At 55.3% G+C, this 19,290-nt stretch carries 13 protein-coding genes; 1 reads left to right on the top strand and 12 read right to left on the bottom strand.

Features of this window, described 5'->3' with window-relative positions; all coding sequences use genetic code 11:
* Window positions 1-283: 283 nt before the first annotated feature.
* Complete coding sequence (locus tag CFB04_RS05120) at window positions 284-6,268, top strand: S8 family serine peptidase (RefSeq protein ID WP_088534268.1); 5,985 nt, start codon at window positions 284-286, stop codon at window positions 6,266-6,268.
* Window positions 6,269-6,350: 82 nt separating this feature from the next.
* On the opposite strand, the gene CFB04_RS05115 is transcribed toward CFB04_RS05120, so the two are convergent.
* The 12 genes from CFB04_RS05115 to iorA form a co-directional block, all read right to left on the bottom strand.
* Complete coding sequence (locus CFB04_RS05115) at window positions 6,351-7,568, bottom strand: YbfB/YjiJ family MFS transporter (RefSeq protein ID WP_231934378.1); 1,218 nt, start codon at window positions 7,566-7,568, stop codon at window positions 6,351-6,353.
* A 129-nt stretch (window positions 7,569-7,697) separates the two neighbouring features.
* Window positions 7,698-9,005 carry a phenylacetate--CoA ligase family protein gene (locus CFB04_RS05110; protein WP_088534266.1) on the bottom strand — a complete coding sequence of 436 codons (1,308 nt, stop codon included), beginning with the start codon at window positions 9,003-9,005 and terminating at the stop codon, window positions 7,698-7,700.
* 10 nt (window positions 9,006-9,015) lie between these two features.
* Window positions 9,016-9,759: an ABC transporter ATP-binding protein gene (locus tag CFB04_RS05105; RefSeq protein WP_088534265.1), complete on the bottom strand. Its 744-nt coding sequence runs from the start codon at window positions 9,757-9,759 to the stop codon at window positions 9,016-9,018.
* Window position 9,760: 1 nt separating this feature from the next.
* Window positions 9,761-10,516: an ABC transporter ATP-binding protein gene (locus tag CFB04_RS05100; protein ID WP_088534264.1), complete on the bottom strand. Its 756-nt coding sequence runs from the start codon at window positions 10,514-10,516 to the stop codon at window positions 9,761-9,763.
* A gap of 3 nt (window positions 10,517-10,519) precedes the next feature.
* Window positions 10,520-11,470 (bottom strand): branched-chain amino acid ABC transporter permease, encoded by a 951-nt coding sequence (locus CFB04_RS05095; RefSeq protein ID WP_088534263.1) that lies wholly within the window; start codon window positions 11,468-11,470, stop codon window positions 10,520-10,522.
* A 2-nt stretch (window positions 11,471-11,472) separates the two neighbouring features.
* On the bottom strand, window positions 11,473-12,354 hold the full coding sequence (locus CFB04_RS05090; RefSeq protein ID WP_369833278.1) for a branched-chain amino acid ABC transporter permease: 882 nt from the start codon (window positions 12,352-12,354) through the stop codon (window positions 11,473-11,475).
* A gap of 73 nt (window positions 12,355-12,427) precedes the next feature.
* Window positions 12,428-13,564, bottom strand: a complete 1,137-nt coding sequence (locus tag CFB04_RS05085) for an ABC transporter substrate-binding protein (RefSeq protein WP_088534261.1) — start codon at window positions 13,562-13,564, stop codon at window positions 12,428-12,430.
* A 31-nt stretch (window positions 13,565-13,595) separates the two neighbouring features.
* Window positions 13,596-14,747 carry an ABC transporter substrate-binding protein gene (locus CFB04_RS05080; RefSeq protein ID WP_088536710.1) on the bottom strand — a complete coding sequence of 384 codons (1,152 nt, stop codon included), beginning with the start codon at window positions 14,745-14,747 and terminating at the stop codon, window positions 13,596-13,598.
* A 29-nt stretch (window positions 14,748-14,776) separates the two neighbouring features.
* Window positions 14,777-15,208: an ACT domain-containing protein gene (locus CFB04_RS05075; RefSeq protein WP_088534260.1), complete on the bottom strand. Its 432-nt coding sequence runs from the start codon at window positions 15,206-15,208 to the stop codon at window positions 14,777-14,779.
* 149 nt (window positions 15,209-15,357) lie between these two features.
* Window positions 15,358-16,659, bottom strand: a complete 1,302-nt coding sequence (locus tag CFB04_RS05070) for a phenylacetate--CoA ligase family protein (protein WP_172825544.1) — start codon at window positions 16,657-16,659, stop codon at window positions 15,358-15,360.
* 58 nt (window positions 16,660-16,717) lie between these two features.
* Window positions 16,718-17,296, bottom strand: a complete 579-nt coding sequence (locus CFB04_RS05065; protein ID WP_088534258.1) for an indolepyruvate oxidoreductase subunit beta — start codon at window positions 17,294-17,296, stop codon at window positions 16,718-16,720.
* Window positions 17,293-19,050, bottom strand: a complete 1,758-nt coding sequence (gene iorA / locus CFB04_RS05060) for an indolepyruvate ferredoxin oxidoreductase subunit alpha (protein ID WP_088534257.1) — start codon at window positions 19,048-19,050, stop codon at window positions 17,293-17,295. Before iorA ends, CFB04_RS05065 begins: the two co-directional genes overlap by 4 nt.
* Between the last annotated feature and the right edge of the window lie 240 nt (window positions 19,051-19,290).

The following is a 19,290-nucleotide window of genomic DNA, read 5'->3' as shown; positions in this document are numbered from 1 at the left end:
CCTCTAGTTTCGAGCTGCTAACCTGATAAAGTCGCTGATGGTCTACAAGAAGTTTAGACGCTGTTTGACAACGAGCAAGCTTGAATCTCGATCTCAAAAATGGATGGACGAAGTGGATACGCTTTTTCTTCCGACGTCTCGTTCTATCCATCATCCACTGCTTATCTCCTAAATTCCGTTGATACTCCTGTAGGTACGTATTATAGTGCGCTAACTCTTTAGGTAATGGTTGAAGTCATCTTTAAGTTGACTTGAAATGAATGTGATAAACAGGGGGAGCTAAGTGTCTGAACGCAACAGTTTCCGGTCTCTGGCAGCTTGCTTTATGGGCATAACCACCATGATTCTGTTTGCTTTTCCCGCCTCAGCCATACAGTCTACAGAAACAACTCCACGTATCCAACGCTTCCCTCGCATGCCGGTGCAGGTGCCTGGGAAGGTGGAGTCGGATTCAAAACAGCGCCATATTCCGGGGCGTTTCATTGTCAAATTCGCCGAAACTCTGTCTGAGCCTGCCGACACTATTCATGACAGGCATCGTTCTTTTTCAGCCGCAACTCCTGCCAACGGGGAAGAACTCGATCGTTTACACCAGAAGTATAAAATAAAATCAGTCAAGCCCCTCTTCTCTCATATCCTCGAAGAGCCAGCAAAGGCTTCACAGGTGAAGCAACCCCTTGGTCACCGGAAGCAGCTACTTTCTGAGCGCATCGGCATAGCAAAGGCCAAATATCAAAGAAGAACTGCAAGAGCGGCGCAGAGAGAGGCAATTCCTGACCTCACCAGTATCTATGTTTATGAAACATCTGAAGATGTCGATGTTCCCGCAATCTGCAGGGAATACGCTTCAAATCCAAATGTAATTTATGCAGTTCCGGTTCAGGTCGCCTCAGCCCAGCTTGTGCCCAATGATCCCTACTACTCCTCTTCAGGTTCATGGGGCAACCTTTTTAATGACCTGTGGGGACTAAAGAAAATTGGAGCCGAAACGGCATGGGACACCACTGGAGGTCAGGGGATAGTTGTCGCCGTTGTCGACACAGGGCTTGATTATAACCACCCGGACATCGTCGGCAATGTGTGGCTGAACACAGCCGAAGCGAATGGCAATCCGACTGTAGATGATGACAACAACGGGTTTATTGACGACGTCAGAGGATGGAATTTTTCGGCCGGAAACAATAACCCCGCTGACAGGTATGGCCATGGTACACATGTGGCGGGGACCATTGCAGCAGTTGGAGATAACTCTATCGGCTTAATTGGAGTTGCCTACCAGGCGCGTGTGATGCCGGTCAAAGGACTGGGCGACAGCGGCAACGGCGGACTGGACGATCTGGCAAATGCCATCGTCTATGCGGCTATCAATGGTGCCGATATCATAAACAACAGCTGGGGGTGCTGGGGATGCTCTGCAGACCCTGCCATCGAGGATGCGATAACCACCGCTCACAGCCTAGGCTCGATTGTCGTGTTTGCGTCAGGCAATGACAGCAGTGACGCAAAATATTCCTATCCTGCCAATATACAGGAGGTTGTCACTGTAGGTTCTACTGGGGTTGATGATTCCCTCTCATCTTTCTCCAATTGGGGCCGCATGGTTGATGTAGTTGCACCGGGAGGAGGACCGCAGGACAACCCTCTGATACCTGACAGTCTTTATAATATACTCTCTCTGCGGGCAAGCGGTACCGGCAGCCCCGATTATGCAGTCGGTGATGTCTATACTCGTATGGCCGGCACTTCCATGGCGACACCTCATGTTTCCGGCGTTGCAGCCCTACTCCTCGCCGCAAATCCTGCACTTACCCGCAACGAGATCGTTTCCATTCTTCGCCATTCATCCGATGACATGGTCGGAAAAGCGGATCTTGATTTGCCTGGATTCGACCCGGTGTACGGATGGGGGAGGCTCAATGCAGCCCGCGCCCTTTCCATGGCTTCCACTCCCCCTTCCGATCCCGCAATCCTAGATATACCTGCTTCCCAGTTAAGCTACAACCTCCCCTACTCCCAATGTGGGGAATCTCGGGCCCTTCCTCTCGACATTTACAACATCGGCGGCGGCACACTCAACTGGTCTGCAGTTCCGCCTTCATGGCTTTCAGTAGTTCCCACGACTGGCAAGGCCCGTGCCTCTGTAAAGGCGACCACTTCTACCACTTCTAGCCAACAGGGCATACTTGCCATTGACTCCGTTGAGGCAAGCAACGGCCGTCAGGATATCACGGTTGCGGCGACGGTATATCCAGACGTTAGAATCGATCAGTGCAGCACGATCCTTTCGCAGTCCGAAGGCAAACAGGAGTGGGCACCCTTGTGGAACGTAAATGTTCCCGGAGTTTCCGACGGCCAGGGAGGTGCCATTTATGTCTGGGGAAGCGCAGTAAACAACCCCAACCTTGCGGTCCAGCGAATCGACAGCAACGGCAGGCCGATGTGGCAGGTCAACGGGAAGCCCCTCACTTCGGCTCCCCCGCCAGCTGCTTCTATAAGGCCGGCAATCGCCCCGGATGGCGCAGGCGGGGCGATCATCGTATGGATGGAAGGCATTAACGACAATAACATGAGCCCTGAAGAAAAAGCCAACAAGCATCTCAGGGGACAACGGGTGAGTCCTGCTGGGGATTATCTCTGGGGACCGGAGGGAATATACGTCTCTCAAGCAGCAGGCGGGCAGGAGGAGCCACGGGTAGCTCCTGACGGCTCAGGCGGGGTTGTTGTTTCCTGGATTGACTATCGCCACGGTTCTCCTGCCGTTTACACGCAGCGGGTAAGCGGCAGCGGACAGCTTCTGTGGGAGGCTGATGGTGTCCGCGCCGCGGTCAGTAGCGGTAATCAAATCAACTTATCAATGGCCACCGACGGCAGCGGCGGCATCTTCGTTACTTGGATGGACATGCGAAGGAACAATTACTGGGATATTTATGCCCAGCATCTGAACGGTGCAGGTAGACCCGTGTGGGCAGTTGAGGGTTTACTCCTAAGTACAGAAGAAAAAAGCGTTGCCGGGCCAAAGGTAGTACCCGATGGTGCTGGTGGTGCAATATTCGCGTGGCATGATTTTCGGAATTTCCCCCTGAGTCCTTCGGGAGCCACCGTCTTGGATCGCAGTGACATCTATGCGGTCAAGATGAGTGGTGAAGGACAATATCTCTGGCAGCCGGGCGGAGTCCCTGTAGTCACTGGGCTGACGGCCGCACCTAAAAGATGGGTGCCGGGTTGGGGCCCAGACGAGGTCAGCATGGTGGCCGATGGGGCGGGAGGAATCATTGCAGTCTGGCACGATGCACGCGACCCGAATTGGTGGGACAAGGGGTGGAACATTTATGCTCAGCGGATAAATTCCAGCGGAGAACCGGTATGGCCCGCAAATGGTGTGCCCGTATCAGACGCGCTGGACAACCAGATCGCACCGAGTGTTACTCCCGACGGCGCAGGGGGTGGGATTTTTATCTGGACAGACGGGCGCTCCGGACAGTATGACATTTCGATGCAGCATGTGACTGCTGCGGGGGTGCCACAGTGGGGTACAGACGGTTTATGGGTGCAGAGTGCGCCTGGTGACCAGATGTATCCGCATCTCGTCCCCTTGGCCGGGAACAGGTATGCCCTCACCTGGGACGACTGGCGTAACTACATCGATGGCTACATGACCGGAACTGGGTTAGATATACTGGGCAAGACAATCCAGCTCTGCTCCGATGTTGACGGCAACGGTTATTACGACGAAGGTGGGGTTTGTGGTCCTGTGAATCCGAGCGACAATGAACTGGCGGTCACAATCGCCGGAACAGGCAGAGGGACCGTCACAAGCACCCCTGCCGGCATCGTGTGCGGTGCCGAGTGCAGGGGGTATTTCTACCAGGGAACAGAGGTAACCCTGACAGCCACTCCCGACCCATCCTCCCTCTTCACCGGCTGGCACGGGGCCTGTACGGGAACCGGAAACTGCACGGTGACCATGAACGGGGATCAGCAGGTAACTGCGACATTTACGCGAAAGCCGACCATCGAGTACAGCAGGCTGGGTTCGGGCAGCGGGACAGTTACCTTTTCACCGGGAGAAACCTGCGGTGACAATTGCTCTCCTTACTACGCTGCAGGCACAAGCGTAGCCCTTACAGCAACACCCGATGCCGGGTCCGTCTTCGCTGGCTGGCGCGGCGCCTGTGCAGGAGCGGGAAGCTGCACCCTTACGATGGATGCAGATAAAGTAGTGGCAGCCCAGTTTCTGCCGACGGGCAGCCGGGTCCCCGCCATATCGGCAGGAGCGTCGCACACCGTCGCAATGACGGGAAACGGGGTGCTCTGGTCTTGGGGGGAAAACTCATCGGGGCAACTGGGCAACGGAATGAAGACATACACACCGCAGACCACCCCGGTCCGCTCCCCCGCGCTGGCAGGAGCAGTTGTTGTCACGACCGGCACATCAGCGGATCATTCGGCAGCTCTGCTGGCAGATAGCAGCGTGTGGACATGGGGACGTGGAGGCAACAAACAGTTAGGCTATCCCGCCTCATTCAATCCGATTCCGCAGCAGGTACCCGGACTCCCCATTATGGCTGCTGTTGCCGCAGGATCTAACCATACCATGACAGTCACCGCCGCTGGGGATCTCTGGAGCTGGGGAGAAAACAGTGACGGACAGTTGGGAGACGACACTACAGCTTCTCGCAACGAGGCGTTCAAGGTAGCAGGCTTGACTAACATAACTGCCGCCTCAGGGGGAGGATACCATTCCGTAGCACTCAAGTCCGACGGCACCGTCTGGACCTGGGGAGCAAATTATTTCGGTCAGCTCGGTGACGGTACAGCTACACAGCGAAGCACCCCGGTTCAGGTGCCGGGGCTAGAGGAAATCGTTGCCATCGCCGGTGGAGGTTATTACACACTTGCTTTAAAGTCTGATGGAAGTATCTGGTCATGGGGGAACAACTGGTATGGACAGTTGGGTGACGGGACCACCACGGAGCGCCGCAGCCCTGTCCAGGTACAGGGCCTCTCGGGGGTTGTCGCAATCAGTGCCGGCTATAACCATGCGGTTGCTCTGAAGGGGGACGGCACAGTCTGGGCGTGGGGATACAATGGGAGCGGTCAGCTCGGTGACGGGACGACGGCTTCCCGCAGAAGCCCTGTCCAGGTGCCAGGTCTTTCGAGGGTAGTCTCAATCGCCGCAGGAACACGATCTTCCTTCGCCTCTATCGGAGATGACACTTTATGGGCTTGGGGAGAAAACGGTAGCGGACAGCTTGGCGATGGAACGACCGACGACAGATACAGCCCTGTACCAATACTATTTGACACAATAGCACCGACGACGACAGCATCGCCTGGGGGAGGGACCTATGATTCTGTTCAGCAAGTGGTGCTAAGCACTAACGAAACTTCGACCATATATTACACGCTTGACGGATCAACCCCTACTACCGGTTCCCCGGTTTACAACGGCCCCATAACCGTCTCCGCATCGACCACGATTTTGAAGTATTTTGCCCGAGACACCGCAGGAAACAGCGAGGCTGTCAGAAGCGAATCATATAACATCACTGCTCATTCGCTTTCGGTGGTTTTCCAGGGAGCAGGCAACGGCACAGTCAGCTTCTCCACAGGGGACAGCTGCACGGCATACTGCACCAGAAGATTGCCATCCGGCACCACGGCAGTGCTGACGGCAACGCCTGCAGCAGGCTCGACGTTCGGAGGATGGACAGGCGGCGGATGCAGCGGAACTTCCGTATGCACCGTCACGCTGGATGACGACGTTGTCATCACGGCCCTCCTTGACCTCCCTCCTGCTGCGGACTTCTCCGCTTCCATCACCTCAGGAAACGCTCCACTAACCGTAAAATTCACCGATCTCTCTACCGGAATGCCCGTGTCATGGCTATGGGATTTCGGAGATTCTTCAACGAGTACAGACCGTAACCCCACTCACACCTACTCCTATCCCGGTAGCTATGCGGTTTCTCTAAAGGTCGATAATCTTGCAGGCTCCAGTACGATAAGCAGGGGTGGATATATCAATGCTGCCAATCCAGGTCCGTCGCCTATTCAGCCGATCTATAACGCCGCCGCCGATGGTGCACTGATACGGCTGAGGTCAGGGGTCCTTAACGAGAGCCCCAACCTGAATCGAAGTATAGCGGTCACGATAGCTGGCGGCTACGATTATGCCTATCAGGCTGTAACCGGCGTTACTGTGTTCAAGGGAATTTTTACTGTCAGCAAGGGTACGGCGACTGTGGAAAACCTGGTATTGCAGTAATAATGACAATATCTTTAGTTAATCCGGCTGGCTTGCCAACAGTCTGGCAAGGAAGGGAACACACCCACAGATGAAAGCGGGGTCAGGTCTTGTTTGTGGATGGAAGGGTCAGGGCAAGGACTGCCCCCGTGGCAGTGAGAGCGGCAGCAATAAGATAGGCCGTAGTGAAGGTGCCTGTTATGCGGGCTATGATACCAGCTGTGGCTGGGCCGATTGTCTGCCCAAAGGCGAAGAAGAGCGTGACGGTGGCGAAGGCGGAAGCCGCTCGTGCAAGTCCAAGATAATCTCCTACAGCAGCGGCCATGATTGCAGGGATTGCAAAGACAGCAAGGCCGTACAGGACGACAGAGACGGCCAGGACAATGCCACCGAGCTTGAGCCCGGCCATAACATACGCAACTGTCTGCACAATAAACACAAGTGCCAGCCCGCGCTTTCTGCCGATCCGGTCCGAAAGCGCCCCGAACCCGACCCCTGAGAATACACTGAAGAACCCGACCCACGACCAGTAGAGTCCTGCTTTCTCCTGGGAGAACCCGAACTCCCTCACCATCGTCGCCACGATAAAGGTCCCGAAGACCATGAATGTGGCGCCGAATATCAGATAGAGTATTCCCAGACGGAGCATCATGCGGGCGTTTTGACGGCGGTCGTGGGGGATCAGCTCTGACGGCGATACCCGAGGTGGGTGTCCCAGCGGCTCGAGTCCTTTCTCCGCCGGGTCGTTACGCAGAAGAGCGGCGGCGAATCCAGTAATGCACAGCGTAATCAGAGCGAGGAGAGACCATCCGTAGCGCCATCCTTCAAGGCCGAAGAGTGCAGTCAGGCGCGGCACGACGAAACCGGCGAAGATAATTGCAGCCCCGTTTCCGGCAATGACGAGGCCGGCCGCCCTCCCCCGTTTCTCACTGTGAAACCAGTAGGTAACCAGCGCCATCATTGGGATGTTGGCAAATCCCCCGCCCATTCCAGCAAGAGTATAAAGAACAACGATGGATGCGAAGCCCTGAGATGCCGCAATTCCCCCCATGGCAACCGCAATGATGAAAAGACCGGCGCCCACAAGTGCGCGGGGGCGTAATCGCCGAATAAGGTGGGGAGAAAGGATCACTGCTAACAGGTAGCCGACGAAATTTGCGGTGCCGATGAATCCCATTCGGTCGTACGAAAGTCCGAGCCCTTCCTGCATTGCGGGAAGCAGCATCGTATATGCGTACCTCGCCAGCCCCAGGCATGAAAACAGAACGAAAAATCCGGTGATAACTATGATCCAGCCATAGTGTAGTGACTGTTTTCGCACCAATGTATCCTTAAAATAACTAGCCGCGGGTCAAGTCTTGAATTGCCCGGAACGGCTTTAAAGTCAAAACAAAGCCTCTCTTCCATCGACAGGGAGAGAGGCTATATGCAGGATATAACTCACACTGGATTACATCTTTCGCTTGTCGATGACTCGTGCGGCTTTCCCTTCGTGCCGCGATAGCGTATTCGGCTCGACAAGTTTGACGGAAACCCCCACCCCGAGCGTCGAATCGATTCGCTTCTCGAGCCGCTCCAGGAATGCCTTCTGCATCTTCATCTCGTCGAAGAAAATGTTTTCCGTCACCTCGATCTGGACCTCAAGGGTGTCGATGTTTCCTTTCCGGTCGACTACCAGCTGATAGTGCGGCTGGCACCCCTCAACCGCCACAAGGACCTCCTCGATCTGGGATGGGTAGACGTTGACCCCCTTGATGATGAGCATGTCGTCTGAACGCCCCATCGTCTTTTTCATCCTGACCAGGGTTCTGCCGCAGGTGCACGGCGAATAGTCGAGGCAGGTTATGTCCCGGGTGCGATACCGAACCATCGGAAAAGCCTCTTTAGTAAGCGTCGTGAGCACCAGTTCACCCACGCTGCCCTGCGGGAGGATTTCACCCGTGTCGGGATCAATTATTTCGGGAAGGAAAGCATCCTCGAAAAGATGCATCCCGCATTTGTGTAGACACTCTCCGGCCACTCCGGGGCCTATGATCTCGGACAAGCCGTAGTTATCCGTAGCAATGATCCCCAGTCTTGTCTCGATCTCGCGGCGCATCGCTTCGGACCAAGGCTCGCCGCCGAACAGCCCCACCTTCAGCGAAAGTGTTTTTGGGTCCACCCCCATCTGCTCCATCCGTTCAGCTATGGTGATGGCATAGCTGGGAGTACCGACGAGAGTGGTGGTACGGTAGTCCTGCATTATCATGATCTGCTTCTCGGTGTTGCCCGATCCCATGGGGATAACCGATGCCCCGATAGCCTCAGATCCGTAGTGAAGGCCGAACGCACCTGTGAACATGCCATATCCGAAGGCGATCTGCACCACATCATCATGGGTGACGCCCGCTGCGGTCATGAAACGAGCCACCAGGTTAGCCCATGCTTTGAGATCGTTGGCAGTATAGCCGACCACCGTGGGCTTCCCGGTCGTGCCCGAAGAGGAATGAATCCTGATCACCTCCCGCAATGGCACTGCGAACATGCCGTAGGGGTAGTTGAGCCGAAGGTCCTCCTTTGTGGTAAAGGGGAGCTTGGCAAGATCCGCCAACGAAGTTATGTCTTCCGGAACGATTCCGTGCTGGTTGAATTTGTTCCTGTAGCAGGTTACGTTCTTGTAGACACGGTTGAGGGTCGCCTGGAGTCGCTCCAGCTGCAACTGCTCCAGCTCTTCACGCGGCATGCACTCGTAGGTCGGCTCCCAGATCTGTTGCTGCATTTCCATCTCCTCACCGTTCCCAGATTTCTTTCTTGTCTTTGCCCAGATATGCCCGTTCAACTTCCTTGTTTTTCAGTAATTCCGATGCAACACCTTCAAGTATAACTTTACCTGTCTCCAGTACATATCCCCGGTCGGCGAGCTTAAGCGCCGCCTTCGCATTCTGCTCAACAAGGAGCACCGTAGTTCCCTGTTCGTCCCGAAGTTTCAATACCACCCTGAAGATTTCCTGCACCACCAGAGGCGCCAGACCCATCGACGGTTCGTCCAGGAGCAGTAGCTTAGGCTTCGCCATAAGGGCGCGCCCGATGGCAAGCATTTGCTGCTCCCCTCCGGAAAGCGTTCCAGCCATCTGCTGTCGACGCTCCTCAAGGCGGGGGAAGAGCCTGAAGACTTCTTCCTTGCTCCTGCCGATCTCCTCTTTACCTTCCCTCCCCCGATAACGCAGGTAGGCGCCGAGCTCCAGGTTGTCCTCGACGGAAAGCGGCTTGAAGACCTGTCTCCCCTCAGGAACCTGTGAAATTCCCAGCTTTACGATTCGATCGGCGGAAAAGGTCCGGATCGGCTCCTTGAGAAAGAGAATATCGCCGTTGGCCGCAGGAATGACGCCCGAAATAGTGTTGAGGATGGTCGTCTTTCCGGCTCCGTTGGCGCCGATGAGAGTTACTATTTCCCCTTCAGAAAGATGCAGGGAAACATTTTTCAGCGCGTGGACCTTGCCGTAGTAGGTATTGACGTTCTTGAGGCGCAGCACTCTATCGATCCTCTCCCAGGTAGGCCGTTACAACTTCCTGGTTCTCCTGGATTTCACGGGGGGTGCCCTCAGCGAGCTTACTCCCCAGATTCAGAACGATAATCCGGTCGCAGATATCCATCACCAGCTCCATATCGTGTTCCACGAGCACTACGGTGATTCCTTTGTTCCTGATCTTCTGGATCAGCTCCGCCAGGCCGAGTGTCTCCTGGCTGTTTAGTCCTGCTGCCGGCTCGTCCATGAGGATGATCTTCGGCTCCAGCGCCATGGCCCGGGCGATCTCCAGAAGACGCCCCTTCCCGAACGGAAGATTTCCAGCCTCCATATCGGCCAGATCAGTGATTCCTGCGAAATCCAGCCAATGCATTGCCTGTTCACGTATCCGGCGCTCTTCTGCGATTGCCCACGGCATTTTTAGGGCGCAGGAGATGAGGCCGCAGGAGCTTCTGGTATGCAGACCCACCATGACATTTTCACGCACGCTCATTTTCCCGAACAGCTCGATGTTCTGGAAGGTTCGCACCAGGCCGAGCCGGGCAAGCCGTTCAGCAGGGAATCTTGAAACATCCTTCTCCTCAAGAATTACCTGCCCGGAAGTCTGACGGTATATTCCGGTGATAATGTTGAAGAGAGTTGTCTTGCCCGCACCGTTTGGGCCGATGACCCCGGTTATGTCATTGCTACGGATGGAGAAAGAGACGTCACTGAGGGCGGTGACGCCACCGAAGATCTGCGTAATACCGGCAACCTGAAGCATGGATTACGCCCCTCCCCTCTTCCCTGCCGCCTTTCTGATCAGATCCGGGATACCGCGGACGAGCCCCCCCGGCATGAACATGATCATCAGCATGAGAAGGAGGCCGTAGAAAACGATGTCGTAGTCATGCATGAACCGGAGAAATTCCGGAAGGAGGGTCAGTAGCGCCGCTCCGAGGAAGGACCCGTACACGCTGCCAAGCCCTCCTATGACCACCATGGTCAGCAGCTCCACAGAGAAGTTGAACCCGAAAGAAGCAGGAGAGATGAAAGTCATGGTATGGGCATAGAGACTGCCTGCTATCGATGAAATGAGGGCAGAAAGCGCGAAGATCTGGACCTTGAGAAGTCGGGCGTTGACCCCCATGACCCGCGCAGCCACCTCCGAGTCGTGAATGGCCCGCAAAGCGCGGCCGACGCGGGAGTTTGTAAGGTTCACCGCGAGCAGCGTCACTGCGAGAGTAAAGGCCCAAACGAGATAGTAATTCTTGAAATCGTTGTCGAACGTGATATTTCCGATGGTCAGGTTCGGGATGCCCGGCAGCCCGGAGGGCCCTCCGGTAAGATTTACGGTTTCGTTGAAAATGATGTAGAGGATGATTCCGAGGCCGAGAGTCGCCATCGCCAGGTAGTGCCCCTTGAGCTTCAGAATCGGAAACCCGATGGCGAATGCGAGAAGGCCTATGGCTGCTGCTGCGACGACCATGACGATCCATGGGTTCCATCCGTAGGTGGCCGTCAGGACGCCGGAGATGTAGGCTCCGAGTCCGAAGAAACCGGCATGCCCGAGGGATATCTGCCCCGCGTATCCGAGAAGCAGGTTCAATGCGATGGCAAGAATGGTGTGAATCCCCACGAAAACGGTAACATTAAGCAGATACCCTCCCTTCAGTGCATAGGGTGCCAGAAGAACAGCTGCTGAAAAGATAAAGAACTTGATCAGGTCTTTTTTCATGGTTAGACCCGCTCCGTTTCTGCTTTACCAAAAAGACCCTGCGGACGTATGAAAAGAATGAGCAGGAGGATGATGAATGCGATGGCGTCCTTGTATCCGGAAGAAACCAGACCCGCTCCCAGGGATTCCAGGATGCCGAGAATGAGCCCGCCTATAACGGTTGCCATTCCGCTCGACATGCCCCCGATGATGGCGGCGCAGAACCCCTTGAGACCGAGCATGATGCCTACGTCGTAGGAGGTCATGGTGAGCGGAGCGACGATTATACCGGCAAGAGAACCCATCGCGGAGCTTATCATGAAGGAAAAGAGTACCATCCGCCGTACATCGATACCTACGAGCCCCGCAGCGCGGGGATTGTATGAGCAGGCTCGCATCGCTTTACCGCTTATGGTGTGGTAGAAGTAGAACTTGTTTACGAAAATTATGACAACTGTGATAGCCAGAATCCACAGATGCTGGGGCAGAATTGTGGCGCCGGCGACAGAGATAGGCTCCTCCCCCGAAAAAGGGGGAACGGCATGAGTGTCCTTTCCCCAAAGGAGCATTGCAAGCCCCCTGATGAGAATGCTGCCGCCGATGGTGATGATCACGAGGTTGATAGGGGTGGCCTGGCGGAGAGGGCGAATGGCGAGTCTTTCGAAAAGGACTCCTGCAACGGTCGCCACTGCTATGGCACAGGGTATCGCAGCCCACAGGGGTAACTTCAGGACGCTCAGAAAGAAGAGAGTCAGCATACCACCCAGCATGACGAACTCGCCCTGAGCGAAGTTGATGATCCCTGTCGAGTTGTAAATGATCGAGAACCCTACGCCGATCAATGCATAGATGGCCCCGGTGGAAAGTCCTGAAAGCGAATACTGAAGAAGTTGGTCGACCTGCATCATGCCTCTGGGAAAAAAGCGAGAGACACGGCGTCCCGTGCCTCTCGGGTTGTTGCGCGAAGGAATATCCTCGCTATTTTACAAGCATCCAATCCTTGTTCTTCACTTCGACCAGTACGAATGCATCCTTGGTGAGGCCGGCATGGTCGGCAGCGCTATAGGTAAAGGTTCCGCCGATCCCGTGGAACTGTCGGGTCTTCTCCAACTGGTCCCGGATCGCCGCAGGCGTTTGTGCCCCGCGCTCGATTGCCCCCTTTATCAGCATAACCGCGTCCCATGCGTGTCCACCGAAGTGATCACCTTCGGCCCTGTACTGCTTCTGGTAAGCCTTGACGTAGCTCATAAGTGATTTCTTCTGGGCGTCGGTGTTTGGCAGCAGATCGGCAACGATGACTTTACCGGAAGGAAGACGTACCCCTTCGGCCGCGTCCCCTGCAAGATCAATGAACTTCTTTGAGGAGACGCCGTGACTCATGTAGAGAGGGATCTTGATGCCGAGCTGTTTCGCATTTTTGGCTACGATTGCGGGTCCCGGATTGGTGCCCCAGCAGATGATCGCCTGGGCATGAGAACCCCGGATCTTTGTAAGTTGAGACGTCATGTCCGTATCCTTCGGTCCGAAGGTATCATCGACGAGGATCTGCATTCCATATCTGGCCGCCTGGGCCTTGAGCTGTTCGCGCCCGGAGGAACCGAAGCCGTCTGAAACCGTAAGGATGGCGATCTTGTTGACTCTGTGTTTCTGCAGATACTCGTAAATCTGTGAAACCGCAAGAGTATCATTCTGGGCTGTCTTGAATACCCATTTTTTAACCGGCTCGGTAATCTTGATACCGGCAGCGCATGATATGAGAGGTACCTGCTCCTTTTCGACAACAGGAATGACTGCCATCGATTCACCAGTTGTGCTCGGCCCGATTATGGCGGAGACCTTGTCATTCTTGATCAGCTTGTTTGCCAGCTGTACAGCCTTGGTGGCATCGCCGGCCGTGTCATAGGCGACCAGCTCCAGTTTGCGCCCCTTTACACCACCTGCCCTGTTGATCTGATCCACCACCATCTGCGCGGTATTACGCTCAGGCTCGCCAAGGAACGAGGCCGGACCGGTCACGGCGAAAAGCCCGCCGATTTTGACTGTGCCGGCTGCAAATGCGGTTGATGCGAAGAGCGTGAAAGCTGCCGTGGCGACAGCAATCCGATTGAATTTCATACGACCTCCTCAGGGAAATCCCCATGACATGTTATTTGATCGGTTGCCAGTCACCCTTCGTTACCCTGACCATCTCGAATGCGGAGAGGTCGAGACCATTGTGGTCTCTAGGGGTCATGCTGAAGATCCCCGATACACTCACGAGTCGCTGGGCCTGCTCGATCCCGTTACGGATTTGCTCCGGGGTGGAGCCGCCGGTTTTCCTGACGGCATTGGCGATGAGAAGGAAGGCGTCATAGGCGTAACCGCCGAAGGTAGAAGCTTCGACCCCGTAGTTCTTTTTGTATGATGCGTTGTACTCCTTCAAAAGTTTGACCTGAGGATCAGTCTTGGGAAGAACGTCGAATATGGCCAGTTTACCCGCTGGAAGCATCACTCCCTCGGCGGCATCGGCACCGGCAAGCTCGATGTATTTTTTGGAAGCGACACCATGGCTCATGTACAGTGGGATCCTGATGCCGAGTTGCTTCACGTTTTTGGTAACGACGGCAGGACCGGGGTTGGTCCCCCAGCAGATGATGGCGTCTGGCCTGATACCCCGGATCTTGGTGAGCTGCGCCGTCATGTCGGTGTCCTTCGGGCCGTACACTTCGTCAGCGACAATCTTGAATCCCTTCTGGGCGGCCAGTGCCTTGATCTGCTCCCGGCCGGATGATCCGAATCCATCGGTAACGGTGAGTAGTGCGATATTCCTGATATTCGCTTTCGCTGCGTGGTTCAGTATCTTTTCGGCTGCAACATGGTCATTGGCGGGTGTCTTGAATACCCATTTCTTGACCGGTTCAGTAATCTTGATACCAGCTGCGCAGGAGATCAGGGGAACCCGCTCCTTTTCGGCAACGGGAATGACTGCCATTGATTCACCGGTGGTGCTGGGGCCGACGATTACCGAAACCTTGTCGTTCTTGATCAATTTAGTGGCAAGCTGTACGGCTTTCGTGGCATCTCCCTGGGTGTCATAGATTACCGCCTCTATCTTCATGCCATTGATGCCCCCCTTGGCATTGGCTTCAGCCACGAGCATCTCCAGTGTCTTCTTTTCCGGCTCCCCCAGGAAGGAGGCAGGGCCGGTTACAGCGAATAGACCGCCGATTCTGACGGTTCCACCTGCGGCTTCCGAAAGATTAATACCTGCTACGAAAGGCATCAGAGCCAGCAAAAGTGTTACAGCAACCCTTTTCATCATAACTGCTCCCCTCCCATACGGATTAGTTACAGGCTGTAAAGCCGCTCCCCTTCGAGCACGTTGAAGTTCTGTTCCCTGAGAACCGCAATGGCCTTGTCGGTTTCATCGAATCGGAAGATCATTACGGCATTGCCTCCGCAACGCTCGACGAATGCATACATGTATTCCACATTGATCTCTTTCTGGTCGAGCGCCTGGAGAATCTCTGACAAACCACCGGGGCGGTCTGACACTTCCACGGCAACCACCTCGGTTTTGCTGACGGTAAAACCTTTTTCCTTGAGAACTGCCTTGGCTTTCTCCACGTCATTCACTATCATCCGCAGTATCCCGAAGTCACTGGTATCTGCCAAAGACAGGGCGCGGATATTGATGTCGGCATTGCCAAGAATTCGAGTAATCTCAGCAAGCCTTCCCGACTTGTTCTCGATGAAGATCGATATCTGTTCGACTTTCATGGGTAGCCCCCTTAGCGGTTGTTGGAAAAATCGTTTGTTCAGAAACAGTAAGTTCGTCGCACCTGCAGACTGCGGGACGTGGGAGCGGCAGAAGCTCGCGGGAAATGGCGGTTCAAAAGACGTCAGCGAGACTATGGTACTAACCACTCCTAGATTCTGCGGTTATCGATTACTCGTTTCGCCTTTCCTTCGCTCCGTTGTATTGTTTTGGGTTCAACCAGTTTCACATTGCTGGTCACCCCAAGCATATCCTTTATCTCTTTCTCGATCTGCTTTGCCAGTGCCTGAAGTACCTTTACTTCGTCGGAAAAGAGCCGCTCGTCTACCTCCACCTGAACTTCCAGGGTGTCGAGGTTATCCTTCCGGTCCACTATCAGCAGGTAGTGGGGCTCCACCCCCTCTATTCCGACAAGGATAGATTCGATTTGGGATGGGAAAACGTTGACTCCCCGAACGATAAGCATGTCATCGGAGCGGCCGCTCATTCTGGCTATCCGCGCATGAGTACGGCCGCATGCGCAGGGCTCGTAGGTGATGCTTGTAATGTCCCGTGTCCGGTAACGGAGCAGCGGTATTCCCTGCTTCGTTATGGTCGTGATGACCAGCTCACCCTTCTCCCCTTCGGGAAGCAGCACCCCTGTCTGCGGATCGATTATCTCCGGGATGAAGTGATCTTCCCAGATGTGCAGGCCCTGTTTTGCCTCGATGCATTCGATGGCAACACCCGGGCCCATTATTTCTGATAGGCCGTAGATGTCGATGGCGTCCAGGTTCAGCTTTGACTCGATCTCTCCCCGCATAGCCTCTGACCATGGTTCCGCCCCGAATATCCCGACACGCAGCTTTAGATCGCGGAAGTCGACCCCTTCGGCGTTTGCTTCCTCGGCCATGAAGAGGGAGTAGGAGGGTGTGCAGGTGAGGACCGTCGAGCCGAAGTCCTGCATGATCATGATCTGGCGCTTCGTGTTTCCGCCTGATATGGGTATCACTGAGGCTCCGAGCCGCTCTGCCCCATAGTGGGCGCCGAGCCCGCCGGTGAAGAGGCCGTACCCATAGGCGTTGTGGATTATGTCTCCTTTGTGAACTCCGGCAGCCACAAAGGAGCGCGCCATCAACTCAGTCCAAGTTTCTATGTCTCTCTGGGTATAACCGACGACGGTGGGCTTTCCGGTGGTGCCGCTTGATGCATGTATCCTGACTATATCCTCCATGGGAGCTGCAAAAAGGGCATAGGGGTAGGAGTCGCGCATATCCTGCTTTGTAGTGAAGGGTAGACGCTGCAAATCCTGAAGAGATGTGATGGAGTCGGCGGTGACCCCCGCGCGGTCGAGGGAGGTGCGGTAGAAGGGAACATTCGCGTAAAGTCGTTCCACCAGAGACTTAAGTCGCTTGAGCTGCAGCGCTTCGAGAGCCTGGCGTGGAAGGGTCTCGAACTCCTCGTTGAAAAACATCATATCCTCCAGTTATTACGGCTTCAGCTCATTACAGGGTGGAACGGATCGGCAGGAACTAGAGAGCCCTTCCTGCATTGAAAGCAGCGAGGTTCACCGACAGCGCCTTCGCAGGAACCATCTTCTCCAGAGCCGCGAGCCAATGTTTTTCCTCTATGTCGAGCCGTTTGGACACCGCACCGAGGAGGACAGTGTTTGCTGCGCGGACATTCCCCGCTTCCATCGCCAGCTGCTGGCCGTCCACCAGGAGGAAGTCAGGGAACCGGTCCCTTATCCTTTCCGGCAGATCGTCGGGATACTGCTCCTGCCCCAGTAGGACCGACGGGGGGAGAATGCGCAGATCGTTGGCGACGACGGTCCCCCCTGCCTTGAGAAGCGGCAGGTAACGGTAGGTCTCCAACAGTTCGAATCCGAAGAGAATGTCTCCTTCACCCTCGGGAACGATGGGGGAAAATACCTCCTTGCCGAAACGGACATGGGAAACGACGCTCCCTCCCCGCTGCGACATGCCGTGGATCTCACTCTTCTTAACGTCATGCCCGGCAAGCATGCAGGCTTCGGATAGGACTTCCGAAGCGAGCAGGATTCCCTGCCCCCCTACCCCGACAAGAAGTACGTTGGTCACTGTCCCGCTCATTTCTTCCTCCCGATAGCGTCGAATTTGCACAACTGGCGGCACACGTCACAGCCGTTGCACAAGAGCGGATCTATTAGCGCCTTCCCTTTGGCCCCCTCGGCTCCCGGTTGCCATTCAATGGCCGGACATCCGATCCTAAGACAAGCCTTGCACCCGGAGCATATCTCCTCGTCGACGGAAAGAGGTATCCCCTTCGTGTAAACCCCTTCCCGCTTCACGAGAACGCAGGGACGATTTGTTATCACTACCGAGGGCTCCGGGCGATTCATCTCCTCGCGAAGGACATCCTTCGTCTGTTCCAGATCGAACGGGTCCACCACTCTGACGTGCCTGATGCCGAGGGCGCGGCAAAGCTGCTCCAGATCCACCACGTCTGCGGGCTGATCCATAAGCGTCCATCCCGAAGCTGGGTTGTCCTGGCGGCCTGTCATAGCGGTGATGCGGTTATCGAGAATTACAACGGTGGCGGGAGAACGGTTGTATGCCATCTCCATCAAGCTGTTTACCCCGGTATGGAGGAAGGTGGAGTCCCCTATAACTGCCACGACCTTCTTCTTCTCCTCGTCGTCGAGAACCCGAACAATGCCGCTGGCATTGCTGATGCTCGCTCCCATGCATACGCATGTGTCCATTGCATTGAGGGGTGGCATGAATCCGAGGGTATAGCAGCCGATGTCACCGGTAACATATGCCTTGAGTTGGTTGAGGGTGTAGAAGACGCCGCGATGGGGGCATCCGGGGCACATGTTGGGCGGACGTCCCGGCAGCTTATCGGTTGCAGGCTGGGATGCCTCGGCGATACCGAAAGATTTCCGAAGCCGGCCGGGGGTCAGTTCGCCGCAGATCGGAATGATCTCCTTGCCCGTCACCGGGATGCCTGCCGCAAGAACCTGCTCCTCTATAAACGGATCAAGCTCCTCAACTACATACAGCTTATCAACAGCCGATGCGAACTTCCGGATCAGGTCCATGGGAAGCGGATAGACCATACCCAGCTTGAGGACGGACGCATCGGGAAGAACTTCCCGCACGTAGTTGTAGGAAGCACCAGAGGTAATCACTCCCACGGAAGTATCTCTCATTTCGGTTTTGTTGAATTCGGCGCTAGACCCATATTCACCTAGCCGAATGACCCGCTCTTCCACAAGAGGATGCCGAACCCTGGCATTTCCGGGGAGCATGACGAGTTTGGAGGGATTCTTTACAAGCTTCGGAACAGGAAGTCCTGTCACCGGCTCAGCAAGTTCGACTATCGACTTTCCATGTGAAATCCTGGTGCAACTGCGAACCATCACAGGAGTATCGAACTGCTCTGAGAGCTCGAAGGCAAGCTTAGTAAAATCCTTGCACTCCTGGGAATTGGACGGTTCCAGCATGGGAATCTTTACGAACTTGGCGTAGTTGCGGCTGTCCTGTTCATCCTGGGAGGAATGCATTTCAGGGTCGTCGGCAACAACAAGAACGAATCCGCCACCAACCCCGGTATAGGACAGGGTGAAGAGCGGGTCCGCAGCAACGTTGACCCCTACATGCTTCATGCAGGCGATGGCGCGACCGCCGCCGAAGGAGGCTCCGATAGCAACCTCCAGCGCGACCTTTTCGTTGGGCGCCCAAGAAGCGTCTATCTCACGATACTTGACGATATTCTCTAGTATTTCAGTGGAGGGTGTGCCCGGATAGGCACTGGCAACCCTCACACCCGCTTCGAATGCACCGCGGGCTATGGCTTCGTTGCCGGAAAGAATTTCTTTCATTGTTATTCCTGTGGCTTGTGGTTTCTTGATGGTTAGGGTTTCGCAGGTAAAAAAATAAGGGGAAATCCCCCTTGGAGCGGCCCCGAGAATATACAAAAAAGGGGATATCAAGTCAACTGCTTTAAAACGGGAGTTTAGGTGCTAAAGCTGGCGAAAAGGGGGCAGCAGGTGCTTCCGGCGTCGCAGGTGAGGAATGGTCGAGGCCCTTCGAGAATAGCGGGCATAGGGCCGGGGTTAGAT

The sequence above is a fragment of the Geobacter sp. DSM 9736 genome (assembly GCF_900187405.1).
GTDB lineage: Bacteria > Desulfobacterota > Desulfuromonadia > Geobacterales > Geobacteraceae > DSM-9736.
The sequence above is the reverse complement of the archived record's forward strand: the minus strand, read 5'-3'. Positions and strand labels throughout refer to the sequence as shown.